19 protein-coding genes and 1 pseudogene are annotated in these 18,717 nt (G+C 65.8%); 7 read left to right on the top strand and 13 right to left on the bottom strand.

All coding sequences use genetic code 11. The features are described from left to right. Positions 1-42 precede the first annotated feature (42 nt). The 5 genes from AC1D2L_RS19910 to AC1D2L_RS19890 all read left to right on the top strand — a co-directional run bounded on the left by AC1D2L_RS19910 (position 43) and on the right by AC1D2L_RS19890 (position 4,314). A complete protein-coding gene (locus AC1D2L_RS19910) occupies positions 43-732 on the top strand; it encodes a glutathione S-transferase family protein (protein ID WP_476847634.1) in 690 nt (229 codons plus the stop codon). A 40-nt stretch (positions 733-772) separates the two neighbouring features. Beyond that, positions 773-1,456, top strand: coding sequence for a ribulose-phosphate 3-epimerase (gene rpe / locus AC1D2L_RS19905; RefSeq protein ID WP_476847633.1), 684 nt, complete (start codon positions 773-775; stop codon positions 1,454-1,456). Positions 1,457-1,623: 167 nt separating this feature from the next. Further along, positions 1,624-2,931 carry an adenylosuccinate lyase gene (gene purB, locus AC1D2L_RS19900; protein ID WP_476847632.1) on the top strand — a complete coding sequence of 436 codons (1,308 nt, stop codon included), beginning with the start codon at positions 1,624-1,626 and terminating at the stop codon, positions 2,929-2,931. Positions 2,932-2,974: 43 nt separating this feature from the next. Next, positions 2,975-3,529: an RBBP9/YdeN family alpha/beta hydrolase gene (locus AC1D2L_RS19895; protein WP_476847631.1), complete on the top strand. Its 555-nt coding sequence runs from the start codon at positions 2,975-2,977 to the stop codon at positions 3,527-3,529. 68 nt (positions 3,530-3,597) lie between these two features. Next, positions 3,598-4,314, top strand: a complete 717-nt coding sequence (locus tag AC1D2L_RS19890; protein WP_476847630.1) for a carbonic anhydrase — start codon at positions 3,598-3,600, stop codon at positions 4,312-4,314. An 89-nt stretch (positions 4,315-4,403) separates the two neighbouring features. On the opposite strand, the gene AC1D2L_RS19885 is transcribed toward AC1D2L_RS19890, so the two are convergent. From AC1D2L_RS19885 to AC1D2L_RS19850, 8 genes and pseudogenes are all read right to left on the bottom strand, one after another. Beyond that, entirely contained in the window at positions 4,404-5,519 is a 1,116-nt protein-coding gene (locus AC1D2L_RS19885) for a branched-chain amino acid ABC transporter substrate-binding protein (protein WP_476847629.1), read from the bottom strand. Between the two features lie 129 nt (positions 5,520-5,648). Further along, on the bottom strand, positions 5,649-6,023 hold the full coding sequence (locus AC1D2L_RS19880; RefSeq protein WP_476847628.1) for a DUF6867 family protein: 375 nt from the start codon (positions 6,021-6,023) through the stop codon (positions 5,649-5,651). A 1-nt stretch (position 6,024) separates the two neighbouring features. Further along, positions 6,025-6,756, bottom strand: coding sequence for an ABC transporter ATP-binding protein (locus AC1D2L_RS19875; protein WP_476847627.1), 732 nt, complete (start codon positions 6,754-6,756; stop codon positions 6,025-6,027). Positions 6,757-6,782: 26 nt separating this feature from the next. Next, positions 6,783-7,607: pseudogene (locus tag AC1D2L_RS19870) on the bottom strand (ABC transporter ATP-binding protein); the annotation flags it as partial. Further along, positions 7,607-8,989, bottom strand: coding sequence for a high-affinity branched-chain amino acid ABC transporter permease LivM (gene livM / locus AC1D2L_RS19865; protein WP_476847626.1), 1,383 nt, complete (start codon positions 8,987-8,989; stop codon positions 7,607-7,609). The pseudogene AC1D2L_RS19870 and the gene livM, both read right to left, overlap by 1 nt. Before the next feature lie 4 nt (positions 8,990-8,993). Next, on the bottom strand, positions 8,994-9,911 hold the full coding sequence (locus tag AC1D2L_RS19860) for a branched-chain amino acid ABC transporter permease (protein ID WP_476847625.1): 918 nt from the start codon (positions 9,909-9,911) through the stop codon (positions 8,994-8,996). A gap of 437 nt (positions 9,912-10,348) precedes the next feature. After that, positions 10,349-11,359 carry a 4-hydroxyproline epimerase gene (locus AC1D2L_RS19855; RefSeq protein WP_476847624.1) on the bottom strand — a complete coding sequence of 337 codons (1,011 nt, stop codon included), beginning with the start codon at positions 11,357-11,359 and terminating at the stop codon, positions 10,349-10,351. Between the two features lie 59 nt (positions 11,360-11,418). Next, a complete protein-coding gene (locus AC1D2L_RS19850) occupies positions 11,419-12,651 on the bottom strand; it encodes an NAD(P)/FAD-dependent oxidoreductase (RefSeq protein ID WP_476847623.1) in 1,233 nt (410 codons plus the stop codon). Positions 12,652-13,015: 364 nt separating this feature from the next. Between AC1D2L_RS19850 and AC1D2L_RS19845 the strand changes: the two genes are divergently transcribed. Both AC1D2L_RS19845 and AC1D2L_RS19840 read left to right on the top strand, forming a co-directional pair. After that, positions 13,016-13,720: a GntR family transcriptional regulator gene (locus AC1D2L_RS19845; RefSeq protein ID WP_476847622.1), complete on the top strand. Its 705-nt coding sequence runs from the start codon at positions 13,016-13,018 to the stop codon at positions 13,718-13,720. Between the two features lie 184 nt (positions 13,721-13,904). After that, complete coding sequence (locus tag AC1D2L_RS19840; RefSeq protein WP_476847621.1) at positions 13,905-14,423, top strand: flavin reductase family protein; 519 nt, start codon at positions 13,905-13,907, stop codon at positions 14,421-14,423. Positions 14,424-14,428: 5 nt separating this feature from the next. Here AC1D2L_RS19840 and pcaC read toward each other — a convergent pair whose 3' ends face one another. From pcaC to pcaB, 5 genes are read right to left on the bottom strand one after another with little or no spacing between them, the layout of a single operon-like run. After that, on the bottom strand, positions 14,429-14,827 hold the full coding sequence (gene pcaC / locus AC1D2L_RS19835) for a 4-carboxymuconolactone decarboxylase (protein WP_476847620.1): 399 nt from the start codon (positions 14,825-14,827) through the stop codon (positions 14,429-14,431). A 12-nt stretch (positions 14,828-14,839) separates the two neighbouring features. After that, a complete protein-coding gene (gene pcaD, locus AC1D2L_RS19830; RefSeq protein WP_476847619.1) occupies positions 14,840-15,619 on the bottom strand; it encodes a 3-oxoadipate enol-lactonase in 780 nt (259 codons plus the stop codon). An 18-nt stretch (positions 15,620-15,637) separates the two neighbouring features. Beyond that, positions 15,638-16,051: an aconitase X swivel domain-containing protein gene (locus AC1D2L_RS19825; RefSeq protein ID WP_476847618.1), complete on the bottom strand. Its 414-nt coding sequence runs from the start codon at positions 16,049-16,051 to the stop codon at positions 15,638-15,640. After that, positions 16,042-17,301 (bottom strand): aconitase X, encoded by a 1,260-nt coding sequence (locus tag AC1D2L_RS19820; RefSeq protein ID WP_476847617.1) that lies wholly within the window; start codon positions 17,299-17,301, stop codon positions 16,042-16,044. Before AC1D2L_RS19820 ends, AC1D2L_RS19825 begins: the two co-directional genes overlap by 10 nt. Continuing rightward, positions 17,294-18,667 (bottom strand): 3-carboxy-cis,cis-muconate cycloisomerase, encoded by a 1,374-nt coding sequence (gene pcaB, locus AC1D2L_RS19815; RefSeq protein WP_476847616.1) that lies wholly within the window; start codon positions 18,665-18,667, stop codon positions 17,294-17,296. Before pcaB ends, AC1D2L_RS19820 begins: the two co-directional genes overlap by 8 nt. Positions 18,668-18,717 lie beyond the last annotated feature (50 nt).

Below are 18,717 nucleotides of genomic sequence, written 5' to 3'. Positions count from 1 at the left end.
CGGTTGCTGCGAAGCTCCGGTTATGAAAACTGGAGCCGCAGCATGATCACCTTGTATTCCGGGCCGCTCAGCCTCTTCGCCCGCAAGGTCGAGATCGCCCTGCGCGAGAAGGGCTTGCCCTTCCAGCGCATCATGGTGCCGTTCAACCAGACCACCGGCTACGACCCGCGGCATCCCGAGGTGATGGCGCTCAACCCCAAAGGGCAGGTACCGATCCTCACCGATTGCGGCCTCGTGCTCTACGATTCCACCGTCATCCTGGAATATCTCGAAGAGGCCTATCCGCAGCCGCCGCTGTTACCCGCCACGCCGGTCGAGCGCGCGCGCTGCCGGCTCAACGAACTCTATGCCGACGAGATCCTGCTGGCGGCGCTGAAGCCGCTGATGCACCGCACGGGCCCGCCATCGCCGGACCGCAGTCGCCGCGCGGCGCAGGAGGCCGATGCGCTGATTGCCGAGGACCTGCTCGCTGGCCACTACGCGGTGCTGGACCAGCGTCTCGCTGGCCGCGAGTATTTCGGCGGGATGGTGTCCAGCGCCGACATCGCGCTGTTCATGGCCGTGCTGTTCTCGCTGCGCCTCGGTGGTCCCACGCTCGATGACCATCGCGACCTCTCCGACTGGTTTGCGCGGCTGAAGTCTCGTCCGGCCTTCGCCCAGGCAGCCGAGGAGATCGCGGAAGCCGACAGGCGCCTGTCATTTCCCGTGAAACCGCACCGAAAAGCAGGCTGATGCGATTGCAGTAGGCGCGCGCGGGGGGTAAACCGCCCGCATGAGCGCCCCCATCCGTATCGCCCCCTCGATCCTCTCGGCCGATTTCTCGAAGCTTGGCGAGGAAATCCGCGCCATCGACGCGGCCGGCGCCGACTGGATCCATTGCGATGTCATGGACGGGCATTTCGTTCCCAACATCACCTTCGGGCCCGATGTGCTGAAGGCGATCCGCCCGCACACAAAGAAGCCCTTCGACGTTCATCTGATGATTGCGCCGGTCGACCCTTATGTCGAAGCCTTCGCCAAGGCGGGTGCCGACCTCATCACCTTCCATGTCGAGGCCGGGCCGCATCCGCATCGGACGCTGCAGGCCATTCGCGGTCACGGCAAGAAGGCCGGCATCGTGCTGAACCCCGGCACGCATGAGAGTGCCATCGAGCCGCTGCTCGATTCCGTCGACATGATCCTGCTGATGACGGTCAATCCGGGTTTCGGAGGGCAGAGCTTCATCCATTCTGTGGTCGACAAGATCGCCCGCGTCCGCGCCATGATCGGCGACCGGCCGATCGAGCTCGAGATCGACGGCGGGGCTACGACCGAGACCGCGCCTCTGGCTACCAAGGCCGGTGCCAATGTGCTGGTTGCTGGATCTGCCGTCTTCAAGGGCGGGCCTGCCGCCTATGCCGACAACATCTCCGCGATCCGCAAGGCGGCTGAAGCCGCCCGCGGTGACTGGGTCTGACACGACGCTGGAACCTCCAGCCCTCATCCTGAGGAGCCGCGCAGGCGGCGTCTCGAAGGATGATTCAGTGCGTTCTGGAGCATCCTTCGAGACGCAGGGCTGGTGCCTTGCTCCTCAGGATGAGGGCTTCAAGGTTCGAATGAACGCTTGAGAGCAAGGACAAGACAATGATCCCGCGCTATTCCCGCCCCGAGATGGTCTCCATCTGGGAGCCGCAGACCCGCTTCCGGATCTGGTTCGAGATCGAGGCGCACGCCACGGACAAGCTCGCCGAACTCGGCGTGGTGCCCAAAGAGGCCGCCGCGACGATCTGGGCCAAGGCCAAGGACGCGACCTTCGACGTCGCGCGCATCGACGAGATCGAGCGCGTCACCAAGCATGACGTCATCGCCTTCCTGACGCATCTGGCGGAGATCGTCGGCCCCGAGGCGCGCTTCGTGCACCAGGGCATGACCTCCTCGGACATCCTCGACACCACGCTGTCGGTCCAGCTTGCCCGCGCCACCGACCTGCTGATCGCCGATGTCGATGCGCTGCTGGCCGCGCTCAAGCGCCGCGCATTCGAGCACAAGCTGACGCCGACGATCGGCCGCTCGCATGGTATTCATGCCGAGCCCGTGACCTTCGGCCTCAAGCTGGCCCAGGCCTACGCCGAGTTCGACCGCTGCCGCGACCGCCTGGTCGCTGCTCGCGCCGAGATAGCGACCTGCGCCATCTCGGGCGCGGTGGGCACCTTCGCCAATATCGACCCGAGCGTCGAAGCCTATGTCGCCGAGAAGATGGGCCTGACTGTCGAGCCAGTCTCGACGCAGGTGATCCCGCGCGACCGCCATGCGATGTTCTTCGCCACGCTGGGTGTCGTCGCGTCGAGCGTCGAGCGCCTCGCGACCGAGATCCGGCATCTGCAGCGCACCGAAGTCTACGAGGCCGAGGAGTTCTTCTCGCCCGGCCAGAAGGGCTCGTCGGCGATGCCGCACAAGCGCAACCCGGTGCTGACAGAGAACCTGACGGGTCTGGCGCGCCTGGTGCGCGGCATGGTCGTACCGGCCATGGAGAACGTGGCGCTCTGGCATGAGCGCGACATCTCGCATTCCTCGGTGGAGCGCATGATCGGCCCCGACGCCACCGTGACCCTCGATTTCGCCCTGGCGCGCCTGACCGGCGTCATCGACAAGCTGCTGATCTACCCGCAGAACATGCGCAAGAACCTCGACCGGCTTGGCGGCCTGCACAATTCGCAGCGCGTCCTGCTGGCGCTCACCCAGGCCGGCGCGAGCCGCGAGGAGAGCTACAGCCTGGTGCAGCGCAATGCGATGCGGACCTGGGAGCATGGCGAGGACTTCCTCACCAACCTCAAGAAGGATGCCGAGGTCACCGCCAAGCTCTCGGCGGCTGAGCTGGAGGCGATGTTCGACGAGGGCTACCACTTCAAGCATGTCGACACGATCTTCGCGCGCGTGTTCGGCAAGGCCTGAGCGGGCCGCTGGCGTCGACGACCTAACTGGAATGCCCTGAGCCATGAAATCCTCCGAAGCCGATATCCTCATCGTCCCCGGCTGGTCGGGCTCCGGGCCCGACCATTGGCAGAGCCGGTGGGTCGCCAAGCTGTCGACCGCCCAGCTCGTCGAGCAGGACGACTGGTACAAGCCGGCCCGCGATGCCTGGTCGAACCGCATCATCGCGGCTGTCCGCGCTGCGACGCGGCCGGTGGTGCTGGTGGGGCATTCGGCCGGGTGCAGCGCGATCGCTCACGCGGCCGAGCACCTGAAGCCCGGCGAGGTCGCTGGCGCCTTTCTCGTCGCTCCGGCATCGGAGACCGCCAAGCGGGCGATCCCCGGCATGGAGGAGGACTTCACCGTCCATCGCCGGGAGAAGCTGCCATTCCCGGCGGTCCTGATTTCGAGCGCGACGGATCCCTACTGCACGCAGGACGAGGCGAGGACGCTGGCCGAAGTCTGGGGCGCCGACTTCGTCGATGCCGGCGACAGCGGACATCTCAACAGCGAATCCGGCCATGGTCCCTGGCCCGACGGGTTGCTGCAGTTCGCGGGCTTTTTGCGGAAGCTTCCCTAAGGTTACTGCGGTAAAGTCGCCTGCCGCGGCGTACGGGCGGTCGGGCGACTGGCGCGGGGGGCTATAGGATGCTTTCGAGACGGATGTTTTGCGGCTGCCTGTCGGCAGCCGCCGGATTTGCCGCGACCAATGCTTTCGCACAGATGGCGCCCGGAAGCGCCTGCGAGGTGTTCTCCCGGGAACGGCAGGAAGCAAAGACGCCGGAGGCAGCGCTGGAGCGACTGCGCGAGGGGCAGGAGCGCTTCCTCGCCGGGAAAACCATCAACTGCGACCTGATGAGCCAGGTCAGGGCCACGACAGCGGCTCAGGCGCCGATTGCCGCGGTCGTGGGCTGCATCGATTCCCGCGTGCCCGTGGAACTCGTGTTCGATCAGCGGATCGGTGATCTCTTTGTCGCGCGCATTGCCGGCAATTTCGTCAACACCGACATCATCGGCAGTCTCGAATTCGCCACCAGGGTTTCGGGCGCCAAGCTTATCGTCATCCTCGGACATAGTGATTGCGGTGCGATCAAGGGGGCAGTCGACAATGTCCGCATCGGCAATCTCGGCGCGACGCTCGCCAACATCACTCCCGCCGTGCTGGCCGTGTCCGATGTCGGGGGGCCGCGCTCATCGAGCAACGCCAGGTTGGTGCAGGCTGCGGCGGAGATGAATGTTCGCATTGCCGCGCAGGCATTGATGGAGCGCAGCGTGATCCTGCGCGAGATGGTCGCGGCGAAGGATATCTCGATCGCGGCGGCGATGCATGACCTCGCCACGGGCAAGGTCACCTACCTCGCCTGAGCCGACCACAGGTATCGAGACATGAAAAAACCGCCCTGGAGCAAGCCGGGGCGGTTCCTAGTTCCTAGAGGCTGCGAGCGGCCCCGGGATCAATTCTCGACATAGGTGATCTTGCCGTCGGCGCCCTTCTTCCAGGTGTAGACGGTGTAGTCGGGACGGGTGATGTCGCCCTTCTTGTCGAAGGAGATATCGCCGATCACGGTCTTCACGGCCTGGCCGCCCTGGAGAGCGGTCGCGATCTTCTTGGGATCGACCGAATTGGCGCGCTTGGCGCCCTCAGCCATGATCTGCACGGCGGCGTAGCTGTACAGGGTGTAGGCTTCGGGCTTGAACTTGCGGGCTTCGAACTTCGCAAGCACGGCAGCGGCTTCCGGGCGCTTCTGCGGGTCCGGCGGGAAGGTCATCAGGGTGCCTTCGACGCCGGGGCCGCCGATCGTGGCGAACTCGTCGGTGGTGATGCCGTCGCCGGAAACCAGCACGGTCTTCAGGCCCTGGTCGCGCATCTGGCGCACGATCAGGCCGCCTTCGGTGTGCAGGCCACCCCAGTACAGATAGTCGGCACCGGCTGCCTTGATCTTGGAGACGAGCGCCGAGAAGTCCTTCTCGCCGGCATTGACGCCTTCATAAAGCACTTCCTTGACGCCGCCGGCGTTCAAGCCCTTCTTGGTCTCGTCGGCGAGGCCCTGGCCATAGGTCGTCTTGTCGTGGACGACGGCGATCTTCTTGTCCTTGAAGTTCTTGATCAGGTAGGCCGAGGCGACCCCGCCCTGCTGGTCGTCGCGACCGCAGGTCCGGAAGGTGTTCCAGAGACCGCGCTCGGTGACCTTCGGGTTGGTGGCCGAGGGCGAGATCATCAGGATGCCGTTCTCGGCATAGACCTCGGAAGCCGGCATGGTGACGCCGGAGTTGAAGTGGCCGAGCACCCATTTGACGCCGTCGCCGACGAACTTGTTGGCGACCGAGACGCCCTGCTTGGGATCAGAGACGTCGTCACCGAGCGAGATCGTGATCTTCTGCCCGAGGACGCCGCCAGCCGCGTTGATGTCCTCGACAGCCTGCTCCGCGCCGTTCTTGAGCTGTGCGCCGAAGGCAGCGTTGGGGCCGGTCAGCGGGCCGCCCACGCCAAGCTTTATCTGAGCATTGGCCACGCCGGAAAAGGCGAGGACCGCGCCGAGCGCGATGCTGCTCAACAGCAGTTTCTTCATGAGATGAGACTCCCCTGCATTGTCATATGAACGGGCTGGAAGGTCCGCCCGTCTCGGCGCGTGGTGCCACCGTGAAACGCAGTCTTGCGCTTTTTCAGGAGTCTGTCACGCGTCAAGCTTGATGCCTTTTCAGGCTAGTTTCGGCGAAATTCGAGCACCTTCGCGCGGCTTCCAACTGAATGGGCCGGTGCGCTCGAACAGCCAGCGATACTGCGTCGTCATCTGCCTGGCGCGGTTGTAGCGCCAGCCGGCAAAGCCGAAGGCCATGAGCACGACGGTATCGATGACGTAGTAGTGCAGTGTCAGCAGGGTCGCCTGGAACAGGGCGAAATGGATGAACCGCACGAAGAGCCCCAGGGCGAGCATGTAGAGCACGAGCTGGAAGTTCGGGCGCCAGGTCAGTGCGATCGCGCGGCCGGCCATCCATGCCAGCCAGCCGCCCATCACGACGGTGACGAGCAGGAAGAGCCAGACCGTCGGTTCCTCGTAAAGGATGCCTTGCATGTCAGTGCCTCCCGCCTTCGAGATAGGCTGCCCGCACCTGCGGATTGGCCAGGAGTTCCTGGCCGCTGCCGCTCATCGTGACGAGGCCGTTGACCATGACGTAGCCGCGATGGGCGAGCTTGAGCGCATGGAAGGCGTTCTGCTCGACGAGGAAGACGGTGAGGCCCTCGCTACGGTTGAGTTCGCGGATCGCCTCGAAGATCTGCTTCACGATCAGCGGCGCGAGACCCAGCGACGGCTCGTCGAGCAGGAGCAGCCTGGGGCGCGCCATCAGGGCGCGCGCGATCGCCACCATCTGCTGCTCGCCGCCCGAGAGCGTGCCGCCTCGCTGCTGCAGGCGCTCCTTGATGCGCGGGAACAGCACGCAGATCTTCTCGAGGTCCTGGTCGAAATGGGCGAGGTCGCCGACAGCGGCGCCCATCTGCAGGTTCTCGAACACGGTCATGCGCGGGAAGATGCGGCGCCCCTCCGGGGACTGCGCGATGCCGAGCCTTGCGATCTCGTGGCTCGGCATCTTCGTGATGTCACGACCCTCATAGGTGATGGTGCCTTCTCGCGCCTGCGGGTTGCCGAAGATCGTCATCATCAGGGTCGATTTGCCGGCGCCGTTGGCGCCGATCATGGTCACTATCTCGCCCTGCCGGACGTCGATATCGACCCCCTTCAGCGCAATGATCTTGCCGTAATAGGTTTTGACGCCGCGAACGGCGAGGAGAGGGGCTGCTTCGGTCACGCGATTCCGACCTCCGCTTCGACTGCCGCGACCTCTTCGTCGTCGACGCCGAGATAGGCTGCGATCACACGCGGGTCTGCCTGGACTTCGGTCGGCGTGCCGTCGGCGATCTTGGTGCCGTAGTCGAGCACCACGACATGATCCGAAATTTCCATCACCACCGACATGTCGTGCTCGATCAGCAGAAGCGCAGTGCCGATATCCGCCCTGATCGAGAGCAGCAGCGTGTTGAGGTCATGGCTTTCGCGCGGGTTGAGGCCGGCGGCCGGCTCGTCGAGGCAGAGCAGGACCGGGTCGGTGCACATCGCCCGCGCGATCTCCAGCCGTCGCTGGTCGCCATAGGGCAGGTCCGCAGCGGGGTCGTCGGCGCGGTCGATCAGGCCGATCTTGTCGAGCCAGAACTTGGCCTTCTCGATGGCCTCCTTCTCGCGGGCCCGGTAGCCGCCGATGCCGAGCACGCCGAGGAAGGTGAAGCCCGAGGCGATCATCAGCGGGTTGTGCTGCGCGACCAGGAGGTTCTCCAGCACGGTCATGCCGCCGAAGAGCCGGATGTTCTGGAAAGTGCGCGCCACGCGGGCCTTCCAGGAAATGCGGAAGTCCGGCATGCGTTCGAGCAGGTAGCTGTCGCCGCTGTCCTGGGTCAGCGTCATCATGCCTTCGGTCGGCTTGTAGAAGCCGGTGATGCAGTTGAACACGGTGGTCTTGCCGGCGCCGTTGGGCCCGATCAGCGCCGTGATGTCGCCCTTGCGCGCCTCGAAGGAGAGGTCGTTGACGGCGGTCAGCCCGCCGAAGCGCATGGTGACATGCTCGACCTGGAGGAGGGTCGGCGTCTCTGGAAGAGCTTGCGTCATCAGCCGTGACCCTCCTGGACCATGTCGGCCGAAATTGTCTTCTTCTCCTTCAGGAAGGCGGTCGGTTCGCGCGTCGAGATCAGGCCGCGCGGCTTCCAGATCATGATCACAACCATGGCCAGGCCGAAGATCAGCATGCGGTACTTCGTGGGATCGAAGTCGTTGCCGAAGACCGCCTTGAGCCATTCGAGTTCGCGCAGCAACTCGGTGCCGCCGATCATGGCGATCGCTGCAATGGCGCAGCCCCAGAGCGAGCCCATGCCGCCGAGAACGACGATGGCCAGGATGATCGCCGATTCCATGAAGACGAAGGATTCCGGCGAAATGAAGCCCTGCCGCGCCGAGAAGAAGGCGCCGGCGAACCCGCCGAACATGGCGCCGATGGAAAAGGCGGTGAGCTTGGTGTTGGTGGTATTGATGCCCAGCGAGCGGCAGGCGATCTCGTCCTCGCGCAGCGCTTCCCAGGCACGCCCGACCGGCAGGCGTCGCAGCCGCAGCGTGACGAAGGCGGTCAGAAGGGCCAGGCACAGGATCAGGTAGTAGAGGAAGATCGTGCGGTAGAGGGGCGAGAACTCCAGCCCGAACACAGCCGCGAACCCGTTGTCGCTGGCGTTGAAGGGAATGCCGAAGAAGCTCGGGCGCGGAATGCCGGAGATGCCGGCATAGCCGTTCGAGAACTCGACCCAGTTGATCAGCACGAGGCGGATGATCTCGCCGAAGGCCAGCGTCACGATGGCGAGGTAGTCGCCGCGCAGCCGCAAGACCGGGAAGCCGAGCAGCATGCCCCAGAACGCCGCCAGAATGCCCGAGAGCGGGAGCAGCACCCAGAAGGACAGCCCGAAATTCTTGGCCAGAAGCGCGTAGGAATAGGCGCCGACCGCGTAGAAGGCGACATAGCCGAGGTCCAGCAGGCCGGCGAGCCCGACGACGATGTTCAGCCCCCAGCCGAGCATGACGTAGATCAGGATCTGGACGCCGAAATTATCGATCCATTTCAGCGCGCCGCCCCAGCCCGCGAGATTGATCGCGATGATCGGGAAGGTGACGAGGAAGCCGAGCCCGACGAGCGAGAAGGTCCGCGAATGGCGCTGGAAGAAGGCGAAGGTGCCGTGCGGCAGGAAGCGCACGAGCGATTTGCGGTTCGCAGCGCCCTGCTGGCGCAGGGCCACCAGGAAGCGCCCGACGAAGACGATGGCCACGGCCCAGGCTACGGCGTCCCAGCGCTGGTCGAGCACCAGGACATTGTCCATGTTCTGGCGCGTGCCCCAGGCGATGATTGGGATGCACAGCCCGAAGGTGACGAGCGCTGCGAAGGCGGCTTCCTTGAGCGCGGCCTTGAGGTCGCGTTCGCGGGCGGCGGGAGGCGAGATCGACGCTGCCATCGGCTCAGACCTTCTCGACTTCCGGGCGGCCCAGAATGCCCGAGGGCATGAAGACCAGCACGATCGCCAGGATGCAGAAGGCTGCGACGTCCTTGTAGTCGATGGTGAAATAGGCCGACCACATCACCTCGATCAGGCCGATCAGGAGGCCGCCTATCACGGCGCCAGGCAGAGAGCCGATGCCCCCCAGGACCGCGGCGGTGAAGGCCTTCACGCCGGGGATGAAGCCGTCATTGAAGGAGACCACGCCGTAGAGCACCAGGTACATGACGCCAGCGACGGCCGCGAGCGCCGCACCCATGACGAAGGTGATCGAGATCGTGCGGTCGACGTCGATGCCGAGCAGGGCGGCCATCTTGCGATCCTGCTCGCAGGCGCGCTGGGCGCGGCCAAGCGGCGTCTTCTGGACGATGTACCAGAACGCTGCCAGCAGCACGGCGGTCGTCGCGATGATGACGATCTGCTTGTAGGAGATCTGGACGGAGTAGGTCGCGCTCTCGATCAGCGTGATCGACTTGTTGAGCATCGGGGGGGTCGACTTGTTGCGGGGGCCCTGCACGACCTGCACGAAGTTCGACAGGAAGATCGACATGCCGATGGCGGAAATCAGCGGCGCGAGGCGAAACGAACCGCGCAGCGGCCGGTAGGCCACGCGCTCGATCGCCCAGTTCCACAACGAGGTGAACAGCATCGCCAGCACAAGCACCACGATCAGCGCGACCACGATCAGCCCCGCCCCGAACCAGGAGGCGATCAGCATGAAGAAGATCAGAGCGATGAAGGCGGAGAGCATGAAGATGTCGCCGTGAGCGAAATTCACCATCCCGATGATGCCGAAGACCATCGTGTATCCGATGGCGATGAGGCCGTAGATCGACCCCAGTGTCAGCCCGTTGATGAGCTGCTGAAGGAATACTTCCATTGACGACGCCTGACCCCTCGAACCCGCTCCCATTCTCTCCGCTGGCATGACGTCAGCGCATGCGGGATGCGATCTCTGTGCAGAGCTTACAACGGCTCGCTGCTTGGACAATCGCCCCGAGCCATCTTTCTGTCAAAAGCAATCTGTGGTGTCTTGCTAAAGGATTAGGCAGTGGAGTTTGTCGCCGCGAAGCGATTTCGCGCAATGAGATTGTTCGATGAGCAGCGCAGCAATCCTGGGACTGGCACCGATTGCTGCCCGCCTGCGCCACGGATGCTCCCGAATTAAGCCGGCGCGCAGGCGGGCGAGGCCTTCCAGGCGACCCAAGGGAGCCCGCAAGGCGATTCGCCCTGGATCTGCGTCTTCACACGCCTGGCGCCCGGGTTTGACAGAATGTGACCGAGCGTCGTCACAGGCGACGACAGTAACGAGGCTGCTCAGCTCCGGTCGGAGACCTGGAAGCCATGGGCCAGCGGATCGCGGTCGTCGATGAAGATCGTGTTGTAGCCGGTCATGCGGGCCCAGCCCTCGATCGAGGGGATGATCGCGTCATGTGTCCCGACCTTCGTGGCGGCTTCGACGCGCCCCTTGAACAAGGTCCCGATGATGCTCTCATGCACGAAGTCGTCGCCGACCTTGAGCTTGCCCTGGGCGGCCCACTGCGCCATCCGCGAGGAGGTTCCGGTGCCACAGGGCGAACGGTCGAGCGCCTTGTCGCCGTAGAACACCGCGTTGCGGGCATGAGCCTCGGGCTTTGTCGGGGCGCCTGTCCAGAGCGCGTGGCTCAGGCCGTTGATGGCCGGGTTTTCCGGATGCACGAACTTGTACTTCGCGTTGAGGGCAGCGCGCAGCTTCGGGCTCCAGCGCAGCAGGTCGGACGGATTGACGTCGGCAATGTCCTTGAAGGCACTCTGCGGATCGACGATCGCATAGAAATTGCCGCCATAGGCCACGTCGACCGTGACCTCGCCAAGGCCCTCGACGTCAGCCGTCAGGCCGGTGGCGTGCAGATAGGACGCGATGTTGGTGATGCGGACGCTGTCGACATGAGCGCCGTTGCGGACATAGGTCGCGGTGACGAGGCCGGCGGGGGTGTCAATCTTGAGGACGCCCTCCTGGCGCGGCGTCACCAGCCCGCGCTCGAGCGCCATGGTGACGGTTCCGATGGTGCCATGGCCGCACATCGGCAGGCAGCCCGAGGTCTCGATGAAGAGGAAGGCGATGTCGGCGTCGTCGCGCGTCGGCGGATAGAGGATCGCGCCCGACATCATGTCGTGGCCGCGGGGCTCGAACATCAGCCCTGTGCGGATCCAGTCGAACTCGGCCAGGAAATGCGCGCGCTTCTCGACCATGTTGTCGCCCTTGAGGGCGGGGCCGCCGCCGGCAACGAGGCGCACCGGGTTTCCGCAGGTGTGGCCGTCTACGCAGAAGAAGGTGTGTGTGCTCATGGGCTTGGCTCTGCTGGCTGAGGATCTGATTCAAATACCGTGCGCGCGGCGTCCCGGCTTCAGAAGCGCTGCGGGCTGAAGGGGCTGATATCGATCCGGGGCGGACGCCCGGCAACGAGGTCTGCGATGAGGTCCGCCGTCACGTTGGATTGCGTCATGCCGTAATGGCCGTGGCCAAAGGCGTAGAGCACGTTCCTGTTGCGGCTGGCCGCCCCGATGACGGGGAGGGAATCGGGCATCGACGGACGGAAGCCCATCCAGAGCGTGCCGCTCTCGAAGGGTGGAAGCCCGTCGACCAAAGTCGAGGCCTTGTCGTAGAGCACTTTCGTCCGGGCATGGTTGGGCGGCGCATGCAGGCCGCCGAACTCGACGGCTCCGCCGATGCGCAGCCCCGACTCCAGCGGCGTCATGACGAAGCCGTGGCCCTCGAAGCTGACGGGCCTCGAGGTCAGGCCGGTCATGCCGGGGAAACTGACATTGTAGCCGCGCTCGGTGTCGAGCGGCACCCGGTCCCCCATCGCCGAAGCCAGCGGTTTGGACCAGGCTCCTGCGGCGACGATGGCGCGGTCGACCACGCGCTGCCAGCCATCGCGGCCCACGAGGGCAGGGCGCTCGCCCATCGAGATGGCCTGGACCTCGGCCTTCTCGAAGCGCGCCCCGCGAGCGAGCGCCGCGTCGAACAGCGCGAGGGTTAATTCGAGGGGGTCGCTGATATGGGCGGTGTCGGGGTGCCAGGCCGCGCCGACGAAGCGCTGCTTCAGCGCCGGCTCGAACTGGTGGAGATCCTCGGGACCGATCATCTCGACCCGGATGCCAAACTCCGCCTGGCGCCGCGCGATGAGCTTCGCCTGGGCGAAGGCTCCTGCGTCGTCGAAGACGTAGAGCCCGCCCTTGCGATGGATGTGATGCATCAACCTGGCGGACTGCGCGCGCGCAAGCCAGGCCGGCAATGCGCGCTGCTGCAAGGCGCCGAGGCCACGGATCGAGCGCTCATAGGCCTGCGGACGCGCAGCGAGTGCAAAGCGAGCGAGCCAGGGCAGGAGCTTTGGCAGGTAGGCCGGGCGGATCGACAGCGGCCCGAGCGGGTCCATCAAGAATTTCGGCACCTGCCGCATGATCTTGGGGCTGGCGATCGGCAGGATATCGGTATGGGCAATCCAACCGGCATTGCCGCGCGAGGGACCGAACGCCGGTCCCTCCTTGTCGATGATCAGGACGTCGTGCCCCTCGTCGAGCAGGGCGTGCGCGATCGCCGATCCGACGATGCCTGCACCGACCACGGCAATCTTCATGTCTGAGCCATTTCGTTACGGGTTGCGGGACGCCCGGCAGGGATCGCGAATAGGGCGACCGTCGGAATGGTGAAGGTGAGGGCCATCTCGTCTCCCGTCACAGAACCCGCTCGCTCAGCCTCAATGCGACGTGCGTCCGGGCGCCGCCTGAGGTTGTTTCCGGCCACGCCATCCGCCGTTTTGCGCCAGCCCGCCGACGCCGTCGAGACCGAATGGCGGACTGCCGCTCCTGTCACAATCTGCCTTGCGGGCGATCCGTTTCACTTGCAGATTGAACGAGCGTGTCCGCAGACCGATCCAGCGAGATTGATATATCTATGGCGAGAAATGCGTCAATCCAGATCTGCCGGCCTGGGATGGCGGGATGAGCTTGCGCGCCCCGACCGACAGCGATCCCGAACCCGACGTACCCCCGCGCACCCAGCCCTCAGCCGCGCCCAGCCTGTCGGAGACAGCCTATCGCCGCCTCGAGGAGGCCATCGTCACCTTGTCGTTGCGCCCGGGCGCGATCCTGACCGAGGCTCAGCTGATCGAGCTTGTCGGTGTCGGGCGCACGCCGGTGCGTGAGGCGCTGATCCGGCTCGCACAGCAAGGACTGGTCGAGATCCTACCGCGCAAGGGCGTCGTCGTGACCGGGATCAACGCCATCGACATCATGTCGGCGCTTGATGCGCGCGAGGTGCTCGAACGGCTGATCGCATCCGATGCCGCCAGGCGCGCCAGCCCCCGGGAGCGCATCTCGATCATCGAGAAGGCGCGGGCGATGCGCGCGGCGGCCGAGCAGGGCGATGCCAACGCCTATATGCGCCTCGACAAGGAACTCGACGCCACTGTGGCCTATGCAGCCCGCAGCCCCTACGCGGCGCGGGCTGTCGAGCCGCTGCAGGCGCTGATCAGGCGAGCCTGGTATCACTTCGACCGGCAGGATGACCTGCTGCCCGCTGCCAACCACCATGTCGCGTTTGCGCAGGCTCTGGCGGCCGGTGACAGCGCCGCGGCCGTGATCGCAAGCGACGCGCTTATGCTGCATCTCCGCAATGGCCTGCTCGCGACGCTCAGCCGCGACTAGGTCTCGGCGTGCGTTCCTGTGAGGAGTGATATATCTAGGTATGGGCGTGCCGACTGCCGGACCTCGCCTGCACTGGCGAGGCGTCTTGCATAGGGACCGGCGGCATTCGCAAGACGCCTGTTCTAGCCATCAGGCCGATAAGTCCTTACATGAGCCCAACGTTCCTTCCCGCAGATCGGGGCCGATGACCAAGACAATTGAATCCGTGCGGGGGCTCGCAACGGGGCCCGACGCCGCAGCGTTTCGCGACGCGATGGCGCAGGTCGCCAGCGCCGTGCATGTCGTGACCACCATGGGCGCCGCAGGGCGCGCGGGGCTGACCGCGACAGCAGTCGCGTCGGTCTCCGATTCGCCACCGATGGTCCTGGCCTGCATCGAGGCGCGGAGCCGCACGCTGGCCGCGATCAGGGCGAACGGCATCTTCTGCATCAATACCCTGTCGGGCGATGACAGCGATCTCGCGGAGATATTCGCCAGCCGTCGCGGCATCGAGGGTGAGGCCCGCTTTACTTCCGAGCGCTGGGGTACGCAGGCGACGGGGGCGCCGGTGCTGGAGGGCGCGGTTGCAGCTTTCGACTGCCGGCTCGTCGCGATCCATGAGGCGGCGAGCCATCGCATCCTGATCGGCGAAGTCGTGGGCCTCGGCGCTGGTGCGCCGGGTTCGGGGCTGATCTATCGCGGCAGGCGTTTCGAGGCGATCTGAAGGGCTCAGCCCGCAGCCGCACCTTCCGCGTCGATCTCGGCGAAGACGCTGGCTGCTTCCTTGAAGGCGTGGTTGGCAGCGGGCACGCCGGCATAGATTGCCGCCTGCATCAGCACCTCCTTGATCTCGTCGCGGGTCAGCCCGTTGTTCAGCGCGCCGCGCACATGGATGCGGAACTCGCCCCAGGCACCGAGAGCTGCCGCAATCGAGATCACGATGATCGAGCGCTCGCGCCGCGCCAGGCCCGGACGGTTCCAGATGTCGTTCCAGGCGCTGCGGGTGATGAACTCCTGAAACTCGGCGTTGAACGGCGTGACGTTGCCCACGGCCTTGTCGACATAGGCGTCGCCGAGCACCGCACGGCGGGTCTTCAGGCCTTCGGCGTAGCGGGTCTTCTCATCCATGGCATTCGTCCTTCAGGCTGTGAGGAAATCGAGCACGGCCTTGGTAAAGGCGGCTGGCTGTTCGAGATTGGAGAGATGGGCCGCTTCGAGCTCGACGAGCTTCGCGCCGGGAATCGTGTCCGCGATGAGCTTGCCGGCGGCAGGCGGCGTTGCCGGATCGAGCGTGCCAACGATGACCAACACGGGATTGGTGACGGCGCGGATGGCTTCGCGCTGGTCCATCTCGCGGATCGCCGCGCAGCAATTGGCGTAACCCAGCGGCGGCGTCGTCTCCAGCATGGCGCTGACCTTCGCCACAGTCGCGGTATCGCGCGCGACGAAGCCCGTGCTGAACCAGCGTTCGAGCACTGGCCGCACCAGCGGCGCCATGCCCTGGTTGCGCGCCGTAGCAATCCGGTCATCCCAGAGCGATGGCGGGCCCATGAAGGCTGCGGTGTTGGCGAGCACGACGCGGTCGAGGCGCTGGCTGGCATTGCAGGCGAGCCATTGCCCGACCATTCCGCCTTTGGACAACCCGCACCAATGCGCCCGCTCGATGCCGAAATGGTCGAGGATGGCGAGAGCGTCGCCCCCGAGCTGCGCGATCGTATAGGGCGTGTCCGGTGCCGTGGACCGGCCGTGGCCTCGGGAATCGTAGCGCAGCACGCGGAAGCGTTTTGACCATTCGGGGATCTGCGGATCCCACATCGAGAGATTGGTCCCGAGCGAGTTCGACAGCATCAAAACAGGGGCATCCGCCGGGCCGTCGATGCGGAGATGGAACGGCTCGCCCTTGATGGTCTCGATCGGCATTGGTGGTTCTCCCTCGTCTTAAGTCGTTGTGAGCGCGCCCTCGCGCGACAGCCGCACCGTTTGCCCATCGAACTCCTGCTGCCGGGAGGCGGCGAGGCGGAAGGCCGGCGGCGTGGTCCAGCCCATCTCTCGGGCGACGATGATGCCGAGCAGCAGGATCGCGTCCGGCTCGTCCAGCAGCAGGGCGGCGGGCGCGCGACCGGCATGGACGAGTTCGAGCAGCACGGCGGAGGCCGATGAGGAGCCGATGGTGCCCGGCAGCGCCAGCACCGTGCCGGCGATGTTGCGTCCACGCTGCGGGTGACGGGCGTCGATGATGTCGCCGGTGCGGGGATCGACGCCGCCCCAGAAGCTGATCGGCGCGGTGAGGGCCAGGCACGGACCGGCGACGGCATCGCCCGCGGGGATCAGCACCTCAATGGTCAGTGCCATCCTTGCGCCTCCCGGACGAGGCGGCCCGCGACCGCGCTCTCGACGCATTCCGAGAGCGAGCCATAGGTCACGGCATAGCCGGTATTGCCCGGGGCATAATGCGCGAACTTGCCGGAATTGGTCATCAGCACAGCGCCGTCGATCTCAGGCAGGATCGGCGTGACGACGACGCAGGTGTCGACCACGAAGAGCACGCCGGCGGCCTCCAGTGCGGCGCGGCGGCCGTTTTCGCCCAGCGGCCCAACCACATGACGCCCGGTATTGGCATAGAGCGGGACTGCGAGCCTGCGCCCCGCCAGCAGGCGCTCGACCTCCGTGATCTCGTCCAGCGAAAGATGCGGGGAGCCGATCGCGACCGCGTCGATACGGCCGCTGTCTCCGGCGGTCGATAGCCGGGCGAGCGCCGCCTGGACCTCCTGCGCGGTCAGCACGATCCGCTCCTGCGGCGGCAGGTGACCGAGTGCGGTGGCTGAATCGGGAGCTTCCGGCGTCACGCCTGCGACGTGGAATAGCCCGACACCGCCGGCAGAGGCCGCAGCCGCGCCGAGCGCCTTCAGCCGATCCTCGTTGGTGCAGCCCTGCAGGCCCTCGATAACGGCTACCGCCGTCCCGGCCGTACGGCCCAGAAAGGTGCCGAGCACGGGATAAAACACATCGGAGGCGCGCAACATTGGCGACAGGCCGCCGACATCGATGAGCAGCGTCGCGCGCCGGTTCTCCGGCCGATGCAGGCCGTAATCTGGAGCGCGGCCGCTGAGCGCACAGGCGATGTCGAGGAAATCTCCATAGCGGTTGGTGCGGGCGCCCAGCACGGAATTGCAGAAGACCACCGCGTTGGATTCGCCCCAGGCGACGTCAGTTCCCGTCGCCGGGCGGTGGCCGGCCTGATAGGGCGCGCAGGTCCATGAGGGTTCGCAGCCCATCGCCTCATAGGCACGCATCATCCGGCGCGCCATGTCGCGCTGATAGGCCGGCAGCCGGATGGCCGCGCAGCCCGCGGGCGACAATGAACCGACGTTCAAGGTCGCGCGAATCGCGACCCGGGCGCCGCCGGCAACCAGTTTCTCGGCGAAGAGCGTGCCGGAATCGCCGTGATAGAGCGCTCCGTCAATATGGGCCGACGCGACCGGGATAAGCCGTGGCGCCCCCATCAGCCGGGCCGCCTCGGCGACGATGCGCATGGCCATCGCCGCGCCTTCGCCCTGCGCGCCGGATGCGATGTCGCGTTCGTCGGCGGTCAGCTCAAGCATGGATCGTCATGTATTGCCGCTCGTCCTCATAGCGGGCGAGGGCGCGATCGATGATCGCATCGCTTGCGCCGCGGTAGGTTGCCGGATCGAAAAGGGCGTTGAGGTCGATCCGGTTCAGTGCATCCGCGAGCGCCGGCGTCTCAGACAGGACGGTCTTGAGATGGCGCCCGCTGGCGACGCATGTCCTGCTTGCTTGCTCCAGGACATGATGCGCCTGCTCGCGCCCCATGGTCTCGGCAAGTGCGAGCGAAACCCTCTCAGCCATGACGAGGCCATTGGTCAGGTCCAGATTGGCCTTCATCCGCTCGGGGAACACCTGCAGGCCCTCGATCAACGCGACGGTTTGCGCGAGAGCGCAATCCACGACGCAAAAGAGTTCGCGCAGGGTTCGCCATTCGGCGTGCCATCCACCCAGAGCGCGTTCGTGCTCCTGAGGCATGGCGGTCAGCATGGTGGACACCAGCCCCGGGGTGCGCTTGGCAGCCGAGGCTATGAGAGTGCACAGCACCGGATTGCGCTTGTGGGGCATCGCGGACGACCCGCCCTTGCCGGGCGCTTCGGGTTCCGCCAGTTCCCCGATCTCGGTCTGCGCCATCAGTCCGATGTCGAGCGCGATCTTGCCGAGGTCGCCTGCCAGAATTCCGAGCTGGGCAGCCATCAGGGCAAGGCGGTGGCGCTGCGCATGCGACGGCGTCAATGTCGCGCCGATCGAAGGCATGGTGCGGATGAAGGCGTCGAGTACAGGTACCGCTTGCTCGCCCAGCGAAGCGAGTGTTCCCGCAGCGCCGCCAAGCTGGTGGGTGGGTGTGCCCCAGATCTGGAAATGATCGTGGAAGACCACGATCGGGTCGAGCCATTGCGCGGCCTTGACGCCGAAGCTGATCGGCACTGCGTGTTGCAGGAAGGTGCGGCCGATCATCGGTGTGTGGCGATGGGCCTGCGCCAGCCGGGCGAGCGCATCAGCCAGCCTGGCTGCGCGTCCAAGGACGAGTTCCTGAGCGGCGCGATATTGCTGGGCGTGGCCGGAATCGATCACGTCCTGGCTGGTTGCGCCATAATGGACCCATTTGGCGGCCTCGGGGTCGACTGCGGCAACGCGGGCGGTCAGCGCCTTGACCAGCGGGATCGCTGGATTTCCCGCCAAGGTTGCCGCGCGCCCGATCGCTGGAATGTCGTAAAGCTCCGCCCGGCATTCGGTCTCGATCGCCGGCACTGCCTCCCCTGGGATGACGCCTGCCTCTGCCTCTGCTCGTGCCAGCGCCGCCTCGAAATCGAGCATGCCCTGGAGGCAGGTGCGGTCGTCGAAGATGGACGCCATCTCGGCATCGACAAACAGCTCGCCGAACAGGCCGTCCGAGCCGCTCATGTGCCGGAACGTCGCGACGCTGGGGCCATGTCGGGAATGCAGGTCACGTC

It is taken from the genome of Allobosea sp. P1_B10, assembly GCF_056406735.1.
The sequence above is the reverse complement of the archived record's forward strand: the minus strand, read 5'-3'. Positions and strand labels throughout refer to the sequence as shown.

Bases quoted from the DNA above. Each gene is read 5' to 3' on its own strand.
- AC1D2L_RS19855 (WP_476847624.1), bottom strand. From the start codon at position 11,359: ATGAGCACACACACCTTCTTCTGCGTAGACGGCCACACCTGCGGAAAC.
- pcaD (WP_476847619.1), bottom strand. From the start codon at position 15,619: ATGCCGATCGAGACCATCAAGGGCGAGCCGTTCCATCTCCGCATCGAC.
- AC1D2L_RS19820 (WP_476847617.1), bottom strand. From the start codon at position 17,301: ATGCTTGAGCTGACCGCCGACGAACGCGACATCGCATCCGGCGCGCAG.
- AC1D2L_RS19880 (WP_476847628.1), bottom strand. From the start codon at position 6,023: ATGCAAGGCATCCTTTACGAGGAACCGACGGTCTGGCTCTTCCTGCTC.
- pcaC (WP_476847620.1), bottom strand. From the start codon at position 14,827: ATGGATGAGAAGACCCGCTACGCCGAAGGCCTGAAGACCCGCCGTGCG.
- AC1D2L_RS19860 (WP_476847625.1), bottom strand. From the start codon at position 9,911: ATGGAAGTATTCCTTCAGCAGCTCATCAACGGGCTGACACTGGGGTCG.
- purB (WP_476847632.1), top strand. From the start codon at position 1,624: ATGATCCCGCGCTATTCCCGCCCCGAGATGGTCTCCATCTGGGAGCCG.
- AC1D2L_RS19840 (WP_476847621.1), top strand. From the start codon at position 13,905: ATGACCAAGACAATTGAATCCGTGCGGGGGCTCGCAACGGGGCCCGAC.
- AC1D2L_RS19910 (WP_476847634.1), top strand. From the start codon at position 43: ATGATCACCTTGTATTCCGGGCCGCTCAGCCTCTTCGCCCGCAAGGTC.
- AC1D2L_RS19895 (WP_476847631.1), top strand. From the start codon at position 2,975: ATGAAATCCTCCGAAGCCGATATCCTCATCGTCCCCGGCTGGTCGGGC.
- rpe (WP_476847633.1), top strand. From the start codon at position 773: ATGAGCGCCCCCATCCGTATCGCCCCCTCGATCCTCTCGGCCGATTTC.
- AC1D2L_RS19850 (WP_476847623.1), bottom strand. From the start codon at position 12,651: ATGAAGATTGCCGTGGTCGGTGCAGGCATCGTCGGATCGGCGATCGCG.
- AC1D2L_RS19890 (WP_476847630.1), top strand. From the start codon at position 3,598: ATGCTTTCGAGACGGATGTTTTGCGGCTGCCTGTCGGCAGCCGCCGGA.
- AC1D2L_RS19825 (WP_476847618.1), bottom strand. From the start codon at position 16,051: ATGGCACTGACCATTGAGGTGCTGATCCCCGCGGGCGATGCCGTCGCC.
- AC1D2L_RS19885 (WP_476847629.1), bottom strand. From the start codon at position 5,519: ATGAAGAAACTGCTGTTGAGCAGCATCGCGCTCGGCGCGGTCCTCGCC.
- AC1D2L_RS19845 (WP_476847622.1), top strand. From the start codon at position 13,016: ATGAGCTTGCGCGCCCCGACCGACAGCGATCCCGAACCCGACGTACCC.
- livM (WP_476847626.1), bottom strand. From the start codon at position 8,989: ATGGCAGCGTCGATCTCGCCTCCCGCCGCCCGCGAACGCGACCTCAAG.
- pcaB (WP_476847616.1), bottom strand. From the start codon at position 18,667: ATGAGCGGCTCGGACGGCCTGTTCGGCGAGCTGTTTGTCGATGCCGAG.